Raw genomic sequence first — 19,821 nt, 5'->3', positions numbered from 1 at the left:
AGGAAGCAGGGAGCAGGGGACAAAGAAGTCATTTTTCATTCTCCCCCTTGCCCCCCGCCCCCTGCCTTTTCCTCATGCCCAATGCCCAACACCCAATCTCTTGGGAAGAGATCCATATTGCCCTAAAATTCTACACGGGGAGCGAAGCTGAGTGCCCCCACGATCTACCGTTATCAGAGGAGTTTTTTGTGGACTTATCTCGTATTCCTGCTCAACCAAAGCCAGGCCTAATCAACGTTCTGATTGAAATTACAGGTGGGAGTCAAAATAAATACGAATATGACAAGGATCTGGAAGCTTTTGCTCTAGACCGAGTACTTTATTCGTCGGTAAAATATCCCTATGACTACGGTTTTGTACCGAATACTTTGGCTGATGATGGCGATCCCTTAGATGGGATGGTGATCATTGATGAGCCAACATTTCCAGGCTGTATTATTGCCGCACGGCCAATTGGCTTTTTGGAGATGATTGACGGAGGCGATCGCGACGAAAAAATTCTTTGTGTTCCAGACAAAGATCCACGCTACGCTCAAGTAAAATCCCTCAGAGACATAGCGCCACACCGTTTGGATGAAATTGCTGAATTTTTCCGTAGTTATAAAAATTTGGAAAAAAAAGTGACTGAAATTCTCGGTTGGCAAGATGTAGATAAGGTTGCAGCTTTAGTAGAAAAATCCGTCAAAGCTTATAAAGCATAATAGAAGAGTTATAAGTTAAGAGTAGAGACGCGATTAACCGCGTCTCTACAAGAGTTAGGAGTTAAGAGTTATGAATTTTTATTCCTAACTTCTAACTCCTAACTTTTGATAACTTTTGCTTGTTAAAGCTCCCCAAACTGCCACCAACCCCAAACCAAAATGCAGCGGACTCTCCTTTTGGCAAAAATTCATAACTGCACCCTCACTGGGGCGAATATCAACTATGTGGGTAGTATCAGTATTGATCGCATCCTTCTAGAAAAAGCTGGCATCTTACCCTATGAGCAAGTGCAAGTAGTGAATAATGCCAATGGACAGCGCTTTATTACTTATGCAATCCCGGCTCCAGACCATTCAGGAGTGATTGAATTAAATGGGGCTGCGGCACGTCTAGGCATTATTGGCGATCGCTTGATTATAATGACTTACGGGCAGTTCACTCCAGAGGAGTTAAAAAGCTACTCACCTACAGTAGTCATTGTGGACGAAAACAACAGGCTCTTAGAAGTGCGGCGCTATGATGACCTGCTCAGTAAGGTCTAATTTCAAAAAAAATGTCTAATTTTGAGTTGTCGGGTTCCCAGAGTTATATACCTCAAAGGTCAACTACCCTGCTCAGTAGTCCAGCAGGTCAGTTTCTAGTGAAATTCTGGGGTGTAAGGGGTTTGATTCCCACTCCCAGCGATAACACCAGTCGTTATGGTGGTAATACCCCTTGTGTAGAAATGCATGTAGCCGGAAAACGCTTGATTTTTGATGGCGGTACCGGCTTACGCATACTCGGTAAAACTTGGCAAGAAGTACAAGAACCACTAGAAGCCCATTTATTTTTTACCAATTCTCAATCTAACCGTATTCAAGGATTTCCCTTTTTTGCGCCGGCTTTTATTCCCGAAAATTGCTTTCATCTTTACGGCACAGCTGCCTCAAATAGTGCCTCAATTAAACAATGTCTGTATGACCAGATGCTCCAGCCGCACTTTCCTTACCCTTTACAGCTAATGCAGTCGGAATTACAGTTTTACAATCTCACTCCAGAAAGTGATGTAAAGCTAGATGATGTCATTATTACAACTGCATTAATCAATCAAACTCAGCGGTCAGTCGGCTATCGAGTTACTTGGCAGGAATATAGTGTTGCCTACGTCACAGATTTGCACCAAAATGCAGAGCAAGTGGAACGAGAGCGGATTTTACAGTTCGTTGAAGGTGTTGACTTGTTGATTGCCAATGCCACTTACACTCCTCCAACATCTCACGACCATGACTCTGCTGATTTACTTTGGCAAGTTGCAGTAAATGTGGCTCTGAGTGCTGGCGTTGGACGATTAGTCATTTCTCATCACCACCCAGATGACCATGATGATTTTCTTGACAAAGTTCAAGCCGATGTCAAATCTGCCTTTCCTGAAGCATTACTAGCTCATGAAGGTCTAGTATTGGTTGTTGGGCACTAGTGATTGGGCATGGGGCACTTGTACTGAGCTAACGCGAGTGCGTCTCGTAGAAAAGTCAAAGTATGGGGTATTGGTACTAATGACTAATGACTAATGACTACTTAATACATCGGATGATTCCATAAAGTCCGTGAGCTTCTACCTGCACACAGTCTGAATTGAAGCCTGCTGTGAGTAAAATATGCCGCAGTTCGTCTACAGAAAAAAACCGAAAAACAATGCTCGGAAATGGTTTGAGAAAAGTAGTTGCAAACAATTTGCCACCGCTACGCAACACTCGATAAATGTTGCGAATTCCTTCTTCGGCATTAGGCCAGCAATGCATAGCGGCTCCAGCATAAATCTCATCTATAGAATCTGATGCCAAGGGTAGTGCTTCAACATCGCCACGAATGATTATTATTTCAGACGGTGAGATGCCATCTAGTTTCATTTGTTGTTCTAACTGTAACAGCATTGACTCCGAATAATCTACAGCAATGAGCTGCTTGTACTTACCCAGCAGTGCCAAGCGTCGTGCCATAATGCCTGTACCACAGCTAATATCTGCTACGATTTCAGGGTTTTCACCAAAGAATTCTGTACATTGGGCGAACTCTACATCAATACCACCAAGGTTACGTAGTCCTGCTGCCCAAATTGGCGGTAGGATGCGTTCATAGAAAAAAGAAATTACAGGAAAACGGAATAATTCTGTGCGTAAAGGTTTTGTTTGAATGGCATTGCCTTCTATCTGTTTATATGCCGCTTCAGGGGTTAAATCCATCAACGATGAAGGTGCTTTTTGGAGTTCGTTTCGGAAGTAATTGTGGCAGGTATCACACTGCTGTGGTGTTTCGGCTAAAGGTTGATGACAAAGAGGACAAGCGATCGCCTCTTGTAAAATGAACATAATTTTCTTAACTTAAATTTGATACAAAGCACTGTAGGGGCAGCTGTGCATTGGTGTCAACTTAACGCGAAACGGGCGGTTAGAAACCGCGTCTACACAAACAAAACCCACCTGCGTGGGTTTCAAAACCTTGATTTGACCTTAGTCTGCGTAGGCGGACTTTGCCTGTGTAGCCGCGAATTCTATTCGCTGGGCTTAAGTTGACTTTAATTGAAATTGATTATCTTTGGCTTAAGAAGCGTTTTGCAATTCACCTGTGCGTACTGAAATTTGCTGTGTCTGATTACCCCGTTGCACTTTCACCTGTAACACTTGACCAAGGCGACTGTCTTCCACAAGATTTTGCAATTGTTCAGCACTAGTAATCGGTTTACCGTCAACTTGAACAATTACATCCCCGCGCCGGATACCCGCAGATGCGGCTGGAGAATTGGGAACAACTTGCATAACAAAAACACCATTAATTTCTGGTATCTGAATAGGAGAATTGGGATCGGTGTTATTTTGCTTGGCAAGTTCGGGCGTCAAGGTTACCATTTGCACGCCTAAATAAGGGTGAGCAACTTTGCCATCTCGTTGCAGTGCAGATGCGATCGCTTTGGCTTTATCAATGGGAATGGCAAACCCAATACCCATTGCATCAGGACGAATTGCTGTGTTGATCCCAATTACTTCACCTCGTCCATTTAACAGTGGCCCGCCAGAGTTACCTGGGTTAATGGCAGCGTCTGTTTGAATAAAGTCCAAACGTTTGTCACTAATACCGACTTGGGCACTGGAACGTTTGAGGGTACTGACAATTCCTAAGGTAACGGTGTTATCAAATCCCAAAGGATTACCAACTGCGATCGCCCAGTCTCCTACCTGCACATTACTGGAAGAACCCAAAGGCGCCACTGGTAAATCGTTACCAGCGTTAATCTTGACTACTGCCAAATCTGTAACTTCATCAATCCCTTGGACTTTGCCTTCAAAGGTGCGCCCATCTTTGAGCCGGACTGTTACCTTATCAGCTTTATCCACCACATGAGCATTAGTCAAAACTAACCCGCTTTTGTCAATAATGAAACCTGAGCCTAAACCGCGCAATTGCTGTTCAGAAGGTATCTGTTGGGGATAACTATCGCCAAAAAATCTGCGGAAAAAGGGGTCTTGAAAAAATGGATCGATGCGGCGAGTAATTGTACGCTCAGTATCAATACGGACAACTGCTGTGCCCACACGATTTACTGCTGCTGTGACGAAGCTACTGCTACCGATGGCAGAAGTGGCTGGTGATTCTCGTTGGGCAATGATTTCTGAAGAATCTACAGCAGGTGCAATAGGGGCAGGTTCGGCTTGGGAGGGCAACACCTGTAGTGTGCTGATTGTCAGTACAATTCCTAGCGCGATCGCTAATACATGAGTGCTGAGTTGACGCATAGACCTGGGGAATTTGGGAAATCGCATAATCACAACCTAAACTTAGAAGCTTAATTGTTACTTAGTCGTGACAAATCTATTTACAATTATTTTTACAAATTTGACGTTGGCTTTTGGTTTTGCTTGCTCAGCCACTATTAGGTTTAGGGTATTTTGCAAGCTACCTTTAATCAACTTAATGGAAAATTTACCCCAAAAGCTATTATGGGGATTTACACTTTACAAGTTCGGTTCTTACCCAGATATGGGAATTGAGAGGTCAGAATTTAGGAGGCAGAATTTAGGAATCTGCCGTCAATTACAAATAAACTAACTTGGGAATAGAATTTCGTTGCGGGTGGCTGCGCCTAGCTGGGGTAAAGAGTTGATGGCTGAGTGGGGAGTGAGGGCAGTAGGAACAGTTGGAGGTACTTGTAATTGTTGGACAACACGTTGCAAGAGTTGGTCTTGTCCAGTACGTAAACCCCAGACATTTGTACCACGATTGATGATAGCAAACCAAACCAAACCGCGATCGCGGGTGGGCATGACTCCGGCTAAAGCGCTGACATCACGGAGAGTGCCTGTTTTAATTACGGTAGCAGAGGGGATGTGTCTAGCGTGCAGTGTTCCTCGGCGATCGAATCCAGACATGGGGAATAAGTCAGCTAGATTCAATTGATGGGCGCTTGCTTCCCCTTGAATAGCCATGAGCATAGAACAAGCGGCTCTGGGGGAAATACGATTTTCTGGCCCCAGTCCAGAACCATTAATTAACTGAATTTCCGATTGCGGTACTCTAGCAAGATAAGCAGCGGTCGATTGCACCACAGTGGCTCCTCCCACTGACTCTGCCAGCATCTCTGCCATTTCATTGTTGCTATAAACGTTCATTTCCTTGATCAGTTGCTTCAGGGGTAGCGAACGATGCCGCAATAACAAAGTTTGTCGGGGGTTTGGTTGTGCCTCAAATTTCACAGCACCGGCAATTACGACTTTCGGCTTGGGTGTTCCCTTAGGCATGATTGAGTATATGTAATTAGCGGGGCGACCCCAAGTTGCAGAATTGAGTGTTTGCTTGAGGATTAGACCCGCCAGCATTGGCTGACGTTGGAAATTCATGGCGAAATTGCCACTAATCACCAAATTTCCCTTTACTTGCTTGATACCCATTTTATTGAGAGTATTACCAAGGGCGATCGCTTCTTCCCAAACAAACATCGGATCGCCGCCACCAGTAATCACTAAATCACCTTGCACAACCCCATTTACCATTGGCCCGGTGACACTGACTAAAGTATCAAATTGGTGATCTGGCCCCCAGGTTTTCAAAGCAACTAATGAAGTCGCAATTTTAGTTAAAGAGGCAGCTGGTAGAGGTGTTGTGCCTTGGTGATTTGCCATCAGCATCGGCCCTGACTGCATCCAAATTCCTTGACTTTCAGCCAGATTTTGCCCTACTACCTTTGTTGTGATTAATTCCTTGAGATATACCTGCACCGTAGTTGCCCCGGCTGGATTTGGATCGGGGGCAAGAACCAAGCCGGGGCTACTTTGCCAAGCTAATGCATCTAAAGCATCTTGAGGCTTGATGTGTACCCCAGCCATTTCCAGCCAAAGTGACACCAAACCTGAACCCAGTATTTCCAGCATATTTTATTCCTCTATGTCTGTTTAGGATGTTATATATTATTTCCTGTGCTAATATACACGCTTTTTTATGGCGATCAGCATTGAGTCATAATAACTGGTGTTTTTCTCATGTGTAAGTAGGTTAAATTACCGTGTTTTTGTGACGTCTTTTACCAAAAAAGATGGACTCCAAGAGCCACCTCTCTTGAAAGCCAGTATAAAGGAGACAGAGCGAATTCGATTGCCATATTGCATAATTTTTTAGGTTTATTTTGACAATAATTTATCTATAGTTTTTTTTATAAGTGCGATCGCCATCAATGAGAACAAGCAGCACTAATTAAAAAGCTGTGTTAATGGTTGGGAATTTGTGGCGATCGCCTGCGCTGCAATTTAACTTTTCCCCATCTTATGAAAGTTAGGATATCCATGAGGATGGTTCCGCCATAAACTTACCAATTTCTTTCTTACACAAACGATTTATTAGGTAACTTTAACCCCTTTATTCAGCTACAAATCGTACATAATTAAATTGAATAATTATGAATTTTGACTCTAAATTCTGTTTTGGTAATGTTGCTATACTACAGTCAAAATTGATTGGATATCCCAACATAAATCATGAATATTTTGCTAAAATAAAACAGATATGGAGGTAAGATTATGACCCAAGCCTTGCCCAAATCACTCACGTTTGATGAATTTGTCGAATGGTATCCCAATGATGCCAAACGTTATGAATTGCACAATGGAGTAATTGTTGAAATGCCACCGCCAACCGGACAACATGAAAAAGTTGTAGGATTTATAGCCCGAAAGCTAACTGTAGAGTTTGATCGCCTGAGCCTTCCCTACACTATACCCAAAACAGCATTAGTCAAAACTCCTTGTGCCGAATCTGCTTATTCGCCTGATGTGTTGCTGTTAAATCTTGATAATCTCGACAATGAACCGCTTTTTCAAAAACAGTCAACTGTAAGCCTTGCAGCATCGGTTCCTTTGGTGGTTGAGGTTGTTTCAACTAACTGGCGAGATGATTATTACAATAAACTTGGGGATTATGAAGAAATGGGCATTCCCGAATATTGGATTGCTGATTATGCTGCACTAGGCGCAAGAAAGTTCCTCGGCAATCCCAAACAACCTACTATTTTTGTATGCGAATTAGTTGATGGTGAATATCAAATGAATTTGTTTCAAGGCAACACCCCGATTTCATCACGTACCTTTCCTCAATTAAATTTAACTGCACAGCAGATTTTTGATGCGGCTAACTAATTTATATCAACCTACCCAAATATATTTTTACGGCGTCAAAAATGTTGGGCGCGGGTGGAAAAATCCACCCATAAATACTACTTCCTTTCTGGATGTGCTGCATCTTCTGGTGAAGGAGTACCCATCTGGTTAATTGTGGCAATCATCTGATACAAGCGCCCTAAATCTCGTTGATTAAAGTACAAAATTAACCGGGGTAGTCCAAAAGTTTCATCTTGGGCTTCTTGGGGTAACGCCTGACTTTTTTCAATCCGTCCTTGAATAATAATGTCGTTAAACTCAGCATTAAGTTGGTCAACTTGGGCATCCGATAAATCTGTTTTGAGACGGATGACTAATTGATTCGCGACATAGCGGCTAGAATGATAAACCTGGTAAAAACCGGTGATGGCATCGCAAGCCACATCCAAATTGTCTGTCACCGTGTAAAGGCTAGGGTCATCAGGACTGACAAGACCTTTATGAACTAATTGCTTATCAATATATTCGCTCCAAGAGCGCCAGTAATCACCACCAGGGTGGTCAATTAAAACTAAAGGTACCGGGCCAAATTTACCAGTTTGGCTTAATGTCATACATTCAAAAGCTTCATCTTGGGTGCCAAAACCCCCAGGAAACAGGGCTACAGCATCACTTTCTTTAAGGAGAAACAGCTTGCGGGTAAAGAAGTATTTGAAGTGAATTAGCTTGGGGTCGCCGTCTATAAAAGGGTTGGCTTCCTGTTCAAAGGGTAACTGAATGTTTAAGCCAAAAGAATTTTCTCGCCCAGCACCTTCGTGACCCGCCTGCATGATTCCACCACCGCCGCCGGTCATCACCATAAATCCCAATTTAGTCACACAGCGAGCAAACTCCAGCGCCATTTGGTATTCTGGTGTATCTGTTGCGAGGCGAGCAGAACCAAAAATGGTGACTTTGCGGACGTGTCGGTAATTATAAAACAGTTGGAAACCGCGCTCCATATCTGCTAGCGCAGCCGACAAGATTTTCCAATCGAGACGCTCAATTTCGGTATCAGCAAGGCGAACAATAGTAGCAAGTGCTTGCTGAATAAGTTGCCGATTTTTTAATGTCGGTAGACGAACGATTAATTCAGCGATATCCGCCTGTAAAGACTCTAACGTGTCAAACGACGCAGATGAGGTCATGAGAACTGCCGGAACAATGGCACTATATTTTACGTGAACAACTTACACTCTAGCAAGCGGGATATAGCCCTCTGTTGTGCAGTTAGCATTTTCAGAACTGGTTTTGAGGTAGTATTGGTGATTACTCAAGCTCAGATGCCCATCTTTTGGGGTTGGAAGTAGAAAAATGGAGTTCGGAACTTGAAAATTCTTCTATTCAGAATAACGAACCGCAAAGGGCGCAAAGGACGCAAAGAGTAAAAACTTCCGCGCGTCTGTGTATCCCTGCGTCTCACTTCAACCCCAACTCTTGCTTCAGCGCCTCTGGCACATTAACTGCTGTCTCTAGTCCCCGCACACTTTCCCACTGCTGCTTTTTACCCCAGGTCATTTGTTCCATATTGGCGTCGCTGAGGTCGGCACCTCCAAGAATAGCGCTGCTGAGATTACTATGGCTGAGATTCGCGCCATTGAGAATCGCACCACTGAGGTTACTGCCGCTGAGGTTAGCACTATTGAGGTTGGCATAGCTGAGGTCTGTGCCGAAAAGTATGGCATCAGTGAGGTCTGCACCACTAAGGTCAGCGTCGTTGAGAATTACGCCGCTGAGGTCGGCTTCGTTGAGAGTCACTCGACTCAGGTCTACGCCACTGAGGTCAGCGCCTAAGAACATGGCACCGTCGAGTCTGGCGTTGTTCAGCTTGGCACCATTGAGTTTGGCGTAACTGAGGTCGGCGGCGATGAGGATGGCGCCCTTCAGGTTGGTACTAAAAAGTATTGTGTCGCTGAGGTTCGTACCGTTGAGGATGGCGTGACTCAAGTCAGCACCGCTGAGGTCGCCACGGCAAAGGTCGGCATGGTTAAAGTTGGTGCTGCTGAGGTTGGCGTCACTTAAATTGGCACCGAAAAGGATGGCGTTGCTGAGGTCGGCACAGTTCAAGTTGGTGCTGCTGAGGTCGGCGCGGTTGAGGTCGGCGCAGCTAAGGTTGGCACGGTTAAGCTTGGCACTACTAAGGTCAGCGCGGCTGAGGTTGGCGCGGTTAAGGTTGGCGCTGCTGAGGTTGGCACCGCTGAGGTTGGCGCTGCTGAGGTCGGCACCGCTGAGGTTGGCACCGCTCAGGTTGGCACCGCTGAGGTTGGCATCACCAAGGTTAGCAGCGCTAAGGTTAGCACCGCTGAAGTTGACTCCTGTTAAGTTTGCATCGCCAAGATAAGCACCGCTGAGGTTGGCGTGGCTAAAGTCTACCCCAGTTAGGTTAGCATCGCCGAGATAAGCACCGATAAAGTTGCCGCCTTTGAGAAATTGCCCGATTATACTGCTAAAGTTGCCAATTTCCAGGGCATCGCTATAGTTAACGATCCGCAGTAGTTGGGATGTGAAAAAATTGTCTGTGTCTGGTTGAGCAGATGGATAGAAAATGATTTTTTCTTTGAGTCGATCTTGTTCTTGGGCGTAGCGGTGTAACTCTAATAGTAAAATCAGCACGTTTAGCCCTGTATATATATCTATCTGTCTGAGTGCGATCGCAATATTTTTTCGTGCCAACTGTAACATTTTTTTCTGAGGTAGGTTATCCTCTGGTGTGGCATCGATAAATTCTCCCTGACACCAGCAATGATAAAAATCTTCTAGCCGCCAGAAAAGTATTTCTAGGTTAATTTTTTGATCTGTAACCACGAATTCCATCAGTTCGTTGACTATTTCGGGTTTCAGCGCCCCGTTACCTAGTAAATCGTAAATCTCTTCATGCATCTGGCGATCGCACACTCTAAAGCATAACCCAGCAGCTTGCCTACCCAATGTCTTTTCGTCTATCTTAGAATTCCAACTGCTCCCTGTTAATGTCCATTTTTCTAAACTTTTTTGTAGTTTTTCACACAATAAATATTCCGACAAATTATTTTGAGCAAATTTAACACTTTCGTCTGGTTCTTTAATACTTTTTCCTAGAGGCAAAACTGCTTCGGTTTCCATAGATGTCGTTTTTGACATCTCTTGCAACCTTGTACCCCTCACATAATTTGTCAGCAGCTTCCAGACTTGAGATAAATATGTTGACATTTCTGTGCCCGTTGATACATTTAAAGTAATTGTTTTGATAATCCGGAACTAAAATTTTTTCTCAGTTAGTTTGCTTTCTATGATTAAAATACAAGTATAAATACATACTATTTATTTGGACGTACTGGTAATGGTATTTGTCAAAAGCATTGGTATAAGGCGCTTTGAGCCTAAAATTAATACTGATGATGTAAATAAATTGTCAACGGAAAAATTATTTCAAAAATGACATAATTTTGCTGCATTGGCGAATTCGTTATATTTTTTTCCCACGATATTTACTACTCTGATGTAAAAATAATACTTACTCTTTGTGAGAGACGCAATTGTTAGGAAAAATCCTACTGTAAAACAACACAAAAAACCGTAAAAATGGCAATTAAAATTGAAGTCAAAGTTTGCTGCTTGATATAAAGCAGGTAATGAATCAATACAGGACAGGCTGCATAGCTTTGCAAAAGTTAAAACTCAACGAAAGATAGTTATTGGGGATGAATGCGATGAACAGATTAAGCTTTTATATGATTTTGTTACACGGTTTGTTTTTAGGAATAGCAACAGCTAGCGCCAAGTCATTGGCTGTTAATGGAGTTAATCCAGAGTTGTCTACCAACCATCAGACAGTGGTAGCCACAGCCACAAGTAAACAAAAGTCTAATAGTCCCTCAACGACAAAAACTTCTTCAACCGAAACCTCAACCTTATCGCCAAAAGATATCAACAACCGCCCTCAGCAGAGACTAGCAGCAGGGCAAGTTTGGGTAGTTAATCAAAATAAACAGGCACAGCCTCAACCGTTTATTTGGGTAGTCAAAGATCCGAAAAAAGCACCACAGCAACCATTTTTGCAAGTAGCTAAACCGCCACAAAAACCGAATTCTAAACCGAATTCTACTGCTAAACCAGAAGCAAAGGATGATTTAGAGGCGTTTGATGAAGTAGTTAAAGACACTGCCAAGCAGGGTGGATTGTTCACGCTTTATCGCAATAAAGAAAAGAATAAAATTTATTTAGAAATAAAACCAGAGCAACTAAATAAAAATTTTCTCGCTGCGGCAACGTTGGAATCAGGCATTGGCGAAAGAGGTATTTACAGCGGTATGCCTTTGCAAGATTTTTTATTCTATTTCCGACGGGTGGATAATAATTTACACTTTGTGATCCGCAATGTCAATTTCCGGACTCGTGAGGGAGATCCGCAAGTGCGATCGCTTGCCCGTTCTTTTAGTGACTCTGTTCTCTACAATATTTCCATTAAAAGCATTCATCCGCAACGCAAAACCCTTCTCATTGACTTGGGAGATTTGCTATTGACAGACTTAGCAGGGTTATCTCTGAGTTTAGGTGTTCCAGGAGCGACAGACCAGTCATATTTTGGTACTTCTAAAGCTTTTCCCCATAATGTAGAAATTCAGTCAGTTTTAAATTTCTCTGGTGGCGGTGGTCGAGACAGTGAAGTACCAAGCTTTGCCTCGTTACCTGACAACCGTGGTTTTACCTTACGCGTCCACTACAGCCTCTCCGAACTACCCGATAAAAATTATCGCCCCCGCATTGCCGACGATCGCATCGGCTATTTCATCACCGCCTACCAAGATTTATCCAAAGACGATCGCGGCGATTCTTTTGTCCGTTACATTAATCGCTGGGACTTGGAAAAACAAGACCCAAAAGCAGCAATTTCTCGTCCCAAAAAACCAATTGTCTTTTGGATTGATAACGCTGTGCCCTTAGAATACCGCGATGCTATCAAAGAAGGCATTCTGATGTGGAACAAAGCCTTTCTCAAAGCCGGATTCAAGGATGCCATTGAAGCCCGACAAATGCCAGATGACGCTACTTGGGACCCAGCAGATATTCGTTACAACACCATTCGCTGGATTAATACAGTAGATGGATACTTTGCAATGGGGCCATCCCGCGTTAACCCTTTGACTGGAGAAATTTTGGATGCAGATATTCTTGTAGATGCTAGCTTTGTGCGGGCACTCAAGAACGAATATCGCAAAATCGTCCAACCTAACCAAGCACAAAATACTACAACTTTATCTGCATTGATGCAAAATCGTTTACTTTGCGCCAATGGGTTAAATGCCAAAGACAAGAATATGCCTCAGGAAACGCAAGGTTTTTTGAATCGTTTATCTAAAATGGCAGGCGAGTACGATTTGTGCTACGGGATGGAAGCAGCGAATCAGTTTGCCTTGGGTTCTGTGGCAATGTCATTGTTGGGAGACAATATACCCAGTCAAGAGAAAGTGAAAGAATATATTAATCAATATTTACGCTTAATCATCGCCCACGAAGTTGGTCATACCCTTGGTTTACGCCATAACTTCCGTGGTAGTACGCTGCTACCACCAGAAGAAATGAATAATACGGAAATTACCAAAGCTAAAGGTTTGACAACTTCCGTGATGGACTACATTCCGCCAAATATTGCCCCCCAAGGTACAAAACAGGGAGATTATTTTCCCAGCATGGTGGGGGTTTATGATGAATGGGCGATTAAGTACGGTTACATCCCAATTCAGACATCAACTCCTGTAGCGGAAAAGCCAATTTTAGAGGAAATTGCTGGGGAATCCTCCAAACCTGAGTTGAGTTATTCCACTGACGAAGATGTGTATGACCTTGACCCCACAGCCGATGCTTGGGATAACAGCGGCAATGTGCTGCTTTATTCTCAGTGGCAGCTGAATAATTCCCGTGTGATGTGGGAACGTCTTGATAAACGTTTCCCAATGGATGGAGAGAGTTACAGCGATGTCAGTGAACGTTTTAGCACAGTATTGGGTAATTATTTCCAGCAAATATATTACACGACAAAATACATCGGCGGGCAGTCCTTCTATCGCGTCCGTGCTAGCGAAATTCCTTCGCAGAATGTCTCTGAAGTCGGCCAACGCCGATTACCATTTGAACCGGTACCAGTTGCACAACAACGTCAGGCTTTAGAAACACTGCAAAAATACCTCTTTGCCGAAGATGCCCTCAGCTTTTCACCAGAATTACTGAATAAATTAGCACCTTCTCGTTGGCGTCATTGGGGTAGTTATCCGCAAGTTGGCCGTTTGGATTATCCAATTCACGATTTGGTGCTACTGTTGCAGGGTTCCGTGTTGCGGGATTTACTCTCAGGCGATCGCCTTTCGCGTCTCAAGGATATCGAACTGAAAACTAAGCCAGAAAATGCGCTGACTATTCCGGAATTATTTGACACATTACAGTCAGGTATTTGGACGGAAGTCATCAAACCAAAAGGCAAACCAATGAAGATTGCGAGTTTGCGGCGGGGCTTGCAGCGGCAATACTTAGACATTTTATCTAGCATGGTGCTGCGAAAAGAATATGTCCCAGAAGATGCTCGCACTTTGGCATGGTATAAACTCAAACAATTGGATGATAAGCTCAAAGATGTTAATTCTGATGATGAATATACCAAAGCGCACATCCTAGAAACACGCGATCGCATTGAGAAAATCTTGAATGCGCCGTTGCAAGGGAATTAAAAAAGTAGAGACGCGATGAATCGCGTCTGTACAAGAGTTAGGAGTTAATAGTAAAATTCCTAACTCTTATTGTTTGCCGAGAATTTTGGCAAAATATATATAGAATGCCGATATAGGCTGAGAAAAAAGTTTATGTCAGCTAGAGATAAATTTCACGATGTTGTGAAATCGGCATTACAAAAAGACGGGTGGCGAATTACCCATGACCCTTTGCTAATTCTGCTCACTCTACCCATTTGAATTGCTCACCTATCCAGCCAGTGTCTTTTTCGCATTTTTTTCGATAATTTTTTCTTAACTGTCTTAACTGTCTTAACTGTCCTTGCGTCACTTTCTCCATCGTGTTAGGTTACTCGCAACATTTGTACCTACAGAGGGAAAATAATGATTGCGATCGCAAGAAAATTAATCCGTCGAGTACTAGCTGTGTTGGCTGGTGTAGCTATCCTTGCTATGGGTTTTAGTTCACCATCATACGCCGCTACACCTGCAAGATTTGTATTTGAATATCCACCCCGTCCTGCTCAATTTGTTGTGGAACTTACTGATGAGAGTAAAATTCAACAAGCGAGGGATATACTCAGTGGAAAAGAACAAAATACAACCCATATATACGGAAGAATCATAAAAAGACCAGCCGCCTACAATCCAAATTGGAGTTACCAATTAGACCCAGCGTCTATCAATTTCTTTCAAGTGGCGATAGAAGTTTGTGATGCTTCAATTGAATACACCGAAGACCATTTAGATGAGGCAGGCGGCGCATTTTTACCAGGTGGCATCTGGTGTCCTTGGAATTCGCGGCTAGTTAAGGAAATTTCATAGTAATAGAAAATTGAAAATGAGGCAGCAGGCGATTAATTTTTCTCCTGCTACCTCTACTTTCTCCTAACTACTCAAAGCCTTTAAGAACCGTTGCAAACTCTTAAACACATTGGGCTTTCTCCCAGGTACGGCGTTGGTTGTTGTTTGCGGTTGTCCCTTCATGAGGATGAGATCCAACTCATCACCCGATGGTTTTGTAGGTAATTCGGCAATTTTTTGATAATCACCCCCATTTTCTACCCAAATTTCCCACTGTCCTGGGTAGCAGCGATATAAGGCAGTTTGATCGTCTACCGGACGTAAGTAATAGCAGCATTCAATGGTATTGATAAAGCGATCGCGGATTTTTCTAGCTGCATAACCAATCCCTACAGTTCCCGAATCTTCAAGGCGGGGATTTAAAAATACTAAAGGGCGATCGCCAATTGCGTCACATAACTTTTCTAACTGCGGTACTTCCACGGAAGTGGGGGAGATGAATAAGAAAATTTCATCCTCTGACTGAATTTTTGTCTGCAAGGAAGCAGCCCTGCCCGTTCCGATATCCAAAATTTGAAATGGCGCATCAGCCCAATCGCGGCGGGCTAAGGCCGCAGCCCCAGCATCTGCAAAGAAAATTTTCAAACGAGAATCGTATTCAGCAAACAGTGGCACAAATTGTTCCGCCACGGGCATCAGTTTGAGTTCTGGGAATAGGAACTCGACTTGTAGGCGATTACAGCCATCTGCAAGGGCGGCTTGGACAGCGGTTTGAGATTGGGCGATCGCATCTTCAAGACTATTGGGAAGTTCACTCATGATTTATTATCTTGGTTTAGCATTACTTCTATTGTTCCAGTATTAGCTCTGATTTTGGCGTTGCTAAATTGGAATATGAATCATTTGATATCGATCTGGGAACATTAAAAATGAAGTATTGATATCAGGATCTTTCATGAAACCTGTTTTTCATAAAGGTAAATTAACAAGATGGAAGGATGACAAAGGTTTTGGCTTCATCCGTTCCAGTGGAAGTAGTCAAGATATTTTTATTCATATCACTGCACTCAAAAAAAACAATCATCGTCCACAAGTGGGTGATGTGATTTGCTATCAGCTAAAGGTTGATAAAGACGGAAAAACTTGTGCTTGCAACGCCTTCATTGAGGGAGTTGTATCTAAATCTATCCCGAAAACCTCATCCTCTAGAATAGAGAAAGAAACATTCAAGCCCAAAGCCAAATCTTCTTTAATATTCGAGGTGTTGCTCTTATGCTTATTGCCAGGTTTAGGAGCATTACATTTTGCATTGACAACTTTCAACGCAATTCCTTTGATTCTCTATCCTTTAATGAGTTTTCTGACCTTTGTACTGTATGCGAATGATAAATCTCGTGCAAAACAGGGGCGTTGGAGAGTACCAGAAAACACATTACATTTGTGTGAATTTATGGGTGGATGGTTGGGAGCATTCATCGCCCAAAAAACATTACGCCACAAAAGTAGTAAGGCTTCATACCAAGCTGTATTTTGGGTAATAGTAGTTATTCATATTATATTTTGGTCGGATTGGCTTTTCTTTGGTAAAAGACTGGTAGGTTTACTTCTCAGCAGTGTTTTTAGAGGATAAGAAAGTCAAGTTTAGAAACTATCTAGTATAAATGAGTGGTTGATCTCTAGTAGTCATAAAATCATCAGAAAAATTGTCTAGACTATCGATGAGGGATTGCCAGGGATTATCTTTGGCAATAAATTCAGCGTCAGAAGAACAGCTACTTCTTTGATTACAAATGCGTTCTTCTCTCAATTCATTTATGAAGGTATTCAAATCCAAGTTTTCTGGTAATTCGGCATCTACAACCAAAATCCTTTCTTTTCGATAGACTTTTGCTTGGCTAGAATACACTACATTGGTTGTAGATGCCATTTGCTGAGTCAGTGCATTAATTTTTTTGGCAACTGCTTGTAAAACAAACTCCTCAATCGAAATTCCTTCATTACTTGCTCATTTTTCAATTTTCTGTTGGACTTGGGGAGGAAAGTTCATAGGAGTAAACATAAAAGTACTTCACATCCTGATTTTAGGTGCGTTCAACGCTTAACTAAAGATAAATCTGGTGTCAGCCTCTCTAAAACTTGCTTCAACACCATCACCACCCAATCTATATCAGCTTCAGTAGTATCATGCCCCAATGTGATGCGAATTCCACCCAAGGCAGCTTTTTCGGAATAACCCATTGCTAACAATATCGGGCTTGGGCTGAGTTTCCCACTATGGCAAGCAGCACCAGCACTAATACCGATGCCGGCAAGATTTAGTTGTCTTACTAAGGTTTTACCGCTGAGTTTTTCACCATCGGCGTATTCTAAGCACATACTTACATGGTGAGGTAAACGATCGCAGCTATCCCCTGTAGGAATTAAACCAGGAATGTCAGCTAATTGAGCAAAGGCGCGATCGCGTAACTGAATCAACCGTGGCGTTTCTATAGCCAATTCCTCTGCTGCTAGTTCTGCGGCGACACCAAACCCAGCAATTACGGGTACTGCTTGTGTACCAGAACGCAATCCCATTTCTTGTCCACCACCACCTAGTAAAGGCATCAATTCCACACCAGGACGCACATACAACGCCCCTGCACCTTGTGGGCCATAGATTTTATGGCTGGAAAGGCTAAGTAAGTCTACGGGCAGTTGTTGTACATCTATCGCTAAGCGTCCGGCAGCTTGCACTGCATCTGTATGGAACAAAGCACCATGCGATGGCTCCGCCCGCCGCAGGCATCGCACGATTTTTCCCAATTCAGCAATTGGTTGCACAGTCCCAACTTCACTTTGACCGTAAATTACGGAAACCAAAACTGTATTGTGCCGCAACGCCGCCTTTAAATCCAGGGGGTTAACTCTGCCTTTGATATCTACATCTAAGCGCGTAACTTCCCAACCCCATATCTCTAACAACCGCACTGTCTCGGAAATTGCGGAATGCTCGACGCTGGAGATAATTATGTGTTGAGGAACAGTATACAACCGAGCCACGCCCATAATCGCTAGATTATTTGCTTCAGTACCGCCAGAGGTAAAAACAATCGATTCAGGAGTGGCGGCGTTAATTAATCCAGCAACTTGAACTCTGGCTTGTTCCACAACCGTTGCAGCCCGTTGTCCCCATTCATGTAAGCTGGAAGGATTACCCCACTGTTGTGTGAGGACTGTTTGCATAAGTGCGATCGCTTCTTTGCGAGTGGGAGTAGTCGCGCTGTAATCTAGATAAATTTGCATATAACCGATAATGGTGAGAACACACGCTGGTATAGGCTGCTGATTTTTTTAGCACATACACTTGAGGTGGACAAATCTGACAAAATCTCTGTAATTGTGCATGTATGAGTGGGTTTTTTTGCCTGGGAAAGCTATTTTTCTACTTCATCTCAGAACCCAAAATTTTGGGAATGATAAATATGTCCCCTCTCAATCCACTTTTAACAGATTACAGTGCAACTTTTATCTAGACAAAGGTTTTTTTTATATATCTTTTTACTGATCTTTCCCCTCGCTGCTTGTCAACGAGTTCAGTCATCCAATCAGCTTCTAGCAGAGTTACCACAAGATCCCTTAGTTAGAGTTTACTTTAATCATTCTCAATCTTCAGAATACAAAGAACCTTACCGTCAGCAAACTCGCTTGGGGGATGACTTAGAAAAACAGATTGTTGATACTATTTCTCAAGCTAAATCTACAGTAGATGTGGCGGTGCAAGAATTACGTTTACCCAAAGTAGCCGAAGCACTGGTTGAGAGGCAAAAAGCTGGGGTAAAAGTCAGGTTGATTTTAGAAAATACTTATAGCCGACCTTGGAGTAGTTTTACACCTGAAGAAGTAGGTAAATTAGATAAAAGAGAACGAGAACGCTATCAGGAATTTCGCCAATTTATTGATATTAACAACGATAATCAACTGACTCCCACAGAAATTAATCAAAGGGATGCTTTAATAATTTTGCAAAATGCGAAAATTCCCTGGCTAGACGATGCAGCCGATGGTTCAGCAGGTAGCAGTTTGATGCACCATAAGTTCGTCATTGTAGATAATCGCATTGTAATTATCACTTCGGCGAATTTTACTCTGAGCGACACTTTTGGTGATTATACAAATCCTAGCACTTTAGGTAATGCCAATAACTTCTTACAAATTGACAGTCCAGAATTAGCATCTTTGTTTACAGAAGAGTTTAACATTATGTGGGGTGACGGCCCAGGAGGTAAACCAGATAGCCGATTTGGTCTACAAAAACCGCTGCGTTTGCCTCAACAAATCACATTAAATAAAACTAAAATTACTGTCCAGTTTTCACCTACTTCTCCAACTAAACCCTGGAGTAATAGTAGTAATGGTTTAATTGGTAAAACTTTAGATTCAGCAACGGGATCTATTGATTTGGCTTTATTTGTCTTTTCCGAACAGCGTCTTGCTAATATTTTGGAAACTCGACATCAACAAAATGTCCCAATTCGCGCTTTAATTGAACCACAATTTGCCTATCGTCCTTATAGTGAAGCATTAGATATGATGGGAGTTGCTCTCAGTAATAAATGTAAATATGAAGTCGATAATCATCCTTGGCAAAACCCAATTACGACTGTAGGTGTACCTACATTACCCAAGGGTGATTTATTACATCATAAATTTGCCGTTATTGATAACCAAACAGTAATTACAGGTTCTCATAATTGGTCAGATGCAGCGAATAATGGTAACGACGAGACTGTTGTAGTGATTGAAAGTCCTATAGTAGCTGCTCATTATGTACGAGAATTTGCTCGTCTTTATGCCAAAGTTAAACCTGGCTTACCACCAGGCATCCAACAAAAAATTAAAGTCCAACAAACACAATGCCCACAGTTAACAATTCAAAATTCAAAATGACGCTCGCGGACACGGCTTAGCTGCGCTAA

16 protein-coding genes and 1 pseudogene are annotated in these 19,821 nt (G+C 42.8%); 9 read left to right on the top strand and 8 right to left on the bottom strand.

What is annotated here, in order from left to right; all coding sequences use genetic code 11:
* Positions 1-188: 188 nt before the first annotated feature.
* The 3 genes from ACM0OY_RS16000 to ACM0OY_RS15990 all read left to right on the top strand — a co-directional run bounded on the left by ACM0OY_RS16000 (position 189) and on the right by ACM0OY_RS15990 (position 2,158).
* Complete coding sequence (locus ACM0OY_RS16000) at positions 189-701, top strand: inorganic diphosphatase (protein WP_414569830.1); 513 nt, start codon at positions 189-191, stop codon at positions 699-701.
* Between the two features lie 159 nt (positions 702-860).
* Positions 861-1,244: an aspartate 1-decarboxylase gene (gene panD, locus ACM0OY_RS15995; RefSeq protein WP_414569829.1), complete on the top strand. Its 384-nt coding sequence runs from the start codon at positions 861-863 to the stop codon at positions 1,242-1,244.
* Positions 1,245-1,255: 11 nt separating this feature from the next.
* The gene (locus tag ACM0OY_RS15990; RefSeq protein ID WP_414569828.1) at positions 1,256-2,158 is read left to right on the top strand and encodes an MBL fold metallo-hydrolase; all 903 of its coding nucleotides are present in this window, start codon (positions 1,256-1,258) and stop codon (positions 2,156-2,158) included.
* Positions 2,159-2,255: 97 nt separating this feature from the next.
* Here the strand turns inward: ACM0OY_RS15990 and ACM0OY_RS15985 are convergent, their stop codons facing one another.
* The 3 genes from ACM0OY_RS15985 to ACM0OY_RS15975 all read right to left on the bottom strand — a co-directional run bounded on the left by ACM0OY_RS15985 (position 2,256) and on the right by ACM0OY_RS15975 (position 6,104).
* Positions 2,256-3,050, bottom strand: coding sequence for a class I SAM-dependent methyltransferase (locus tag ACM0OY_RS15985; protein WP_414569827.1), 795 nt, complete (start codon positions 3,048-3,050; stop codon positions 2,256-2,258).
* A gap of 231 nt (positions 3,051-3,281) precedes the next feature.
* Positions 3,282-4,499: an HhoA/HhoB/HtrA family serine endopeptidase gene (locus tag ACM0OY_RS15980; RefSeq protein WP_414569826.1), complete on the bottom strand. Its 1,218-nt coding sequence runs from the start codon at positions 4,497-4,499 to the stop codon at positions 3,282-3,284.
* 282 nt (positions 4,500-4,781) lie between these two features.
* Positions 4,782-6,104, bottom strand: coding sequence for a D-alanyl-D-alanine carboxypeptidase (locus tag ACM0OY_RS15975; RefSeq protein WP_414569825.1), 1,323 nt, complete (start codon positions 6,102-6,104; stop codon positions 4,782-4,784).
* Between the two features lie 642 nt (positions 6,105-6,746).
* Here ACM0OY_RS15975 and ACM0OY_RS15970 point away from each other — a divergent pair.
* Entirely contained in the window at positions 6,747-7,361 is a 615-nt protein-coding gene (locus ACM0OY_RS15970; RefSeq protein ID WP_414569824.1) for a Uma2 family endonuclease, read from the top strand.
* Between the two features lie 77 nt (positions 7,362-7,438).
* On the opposite strand, the gene ACM0OY_RS15965 is transcribed toward ACM0OY_RS15970, so the two are convergent.
* A complete protein-coding gene (locus ACM0OY_RS15965) occupies positions 7,439-8,509 on the bottom strand; it encodes an LOG family protein (RefSeq protein WP_414569823.1) in 1,071 nt (356 codons plus the stop codon).
* 271 nt (positions 8,510-8,780) lie between these two features.
* Positions 8,781-10,550, bottom strand: a complete 1,770-nt coding sequence (locus ACM0OY_RS15960; protein WP_414569822.1) for a pentapeptide repeat-containing protein — start codon at positions 10,548-10,550, stop codon at positions 8,781-8,783.
* Positions 10,551-11,050: 500 nt separating this feature from the next.
* Between ACM0OY_RS15960 and ACM0OY_RS15955 the strand changes: the two genes are divergently transcribed.
* The 3 genes and pseudogenes from ACM0OY_RS15955 to ACM0OY_RS15945 all read left to right on the top strand — a co-directional run bounded on the left by ACM0OY_RS15955 (position 11,051) and on the right by ACM0OY_RS15945 (position 14,887).
* Complete coding sequence (locus ACM0OY_RS15955; RefSeq protein ID WP_414569821.1) at positions 11,051-14,062, top strand: zinc-dependent metalloprotease; 3,012 nt, start codon at positions 11,051-11,053, stop codon at positions 14,060-14,062.
* Between the two features lie 132 nt (positions 14,063-14,194).
* Positions 14,195-14,281: pseudogene (locus ACM0OY_RS15950) on the top strand (element excision factor XisH family protein); the annotation flags it as partial.
* A 165-nt stretch (positions 14,282-14,446) separates the two neighbouring features.
* On the top strand, positions 14,447-14,887 hold the full coding sequence (locus ACM0OY_RS15945) for a hypothetical protein (RefSeq protein WP_414569820.1): 441 nt from the start codon (positions 14,447-14,449) through the stop codon (positions 14,885-14,887).
* Between the two features lie 63 nt (positions 14,888-14,950).
* Here ACM0OY_RS15945 and ACM0OY_RS15940 read toward each other — a convergent pair whose 3' ends face one another.
* Positions 14,951-15,685, bottom strand: a complete 735-nt coding sequence (locus ACM0OY_RS15940) for a DUF1995 family protein (RefSeq protein WP_414569819.1) — start codon at positions 15,683-15,685, stop codon at positions 14,951-14,953.
* A 136-nt stretch (positions 15,686-15,821) separates the two neighbouring features.
* Between ACM0OY_RS15940 and ACM0OY_RS15935 the strand changes: the two genes are divergently transcribed.
* Positions 15,822-16,496 (top strand): DUF1294 domain-containing protein, encoded by a 675-nt coding sequence (locus ACM0OY_RS15935; protein WP_414569818.1) that lies wholly within the window; start codon positions 15,822-15,824, stop codon positions 16,494-16,496.
* Positions 16,497-16,514: 18 nt separating this feature from the next.
* Here ACM0OY_RS15935 and ACM0OY_RS15930 read toward each other — a convergent pair whose 3' ends face one another.
* Complete coding sequence (locus ACM0OY_RS15930) at positions 16,515-16,793, bottom strand: hypothetical protein (protein ID WP_414569817.1); 279 nt, start codon at positions 16,791-16,793, stop codon at positions 16,515-16,517.
* Between the two features lie 164 nt (positions 16,794-16,957).
* The gene (locus tag ACM0OY_RS15925) at positions 16,958-18,148 is read right to left on the bottom strand and encodes a cysteine desulfurase family protein (protein WP_414569816.1); all 1,191 of its coding nucleotides are present in this window, start codon (positions 18,146-18,148) and stop codon (positions 16,958-16,960) included.
* Between the two features lie 213 nt (positions 18,149-18,361).
* Here ACM0OY_RS15925 and ACM0OY_RS15920 point away from each other — a divergent pair, with 213 nt between their 5' ends.
* Positions 18,362-19,792: a phospholipase D-like domain-containing protein gene (locus tag ACM0OY_RS15920; protein ID WP_414569815.1), complete on the top strand. Its 1,431-nt coding sequence runs from the start codon at positions 18,362-18,364 to the stop codon at positions 19,790-19,792.
* The last annotated feature ends 29 nt before the right edge of the window (positions 19,793-19,821 follow it).

Origin of the sequence: Nostoc sp. CCY 9925, assembly GCF_963920935.1 — a bacterium.
In the GTDB taxonomy this organism is placed as follows: domain Bacteria; phylum Cyanobacteriota; class Cyanobacteriia; order Cyanobacteriales; family Nostocaceae; genus Nostoc.
Note: the sequence above shows the minus strand (reverse complement) of the source record. Positions and strands in the feature narration are given on the sequence as shown.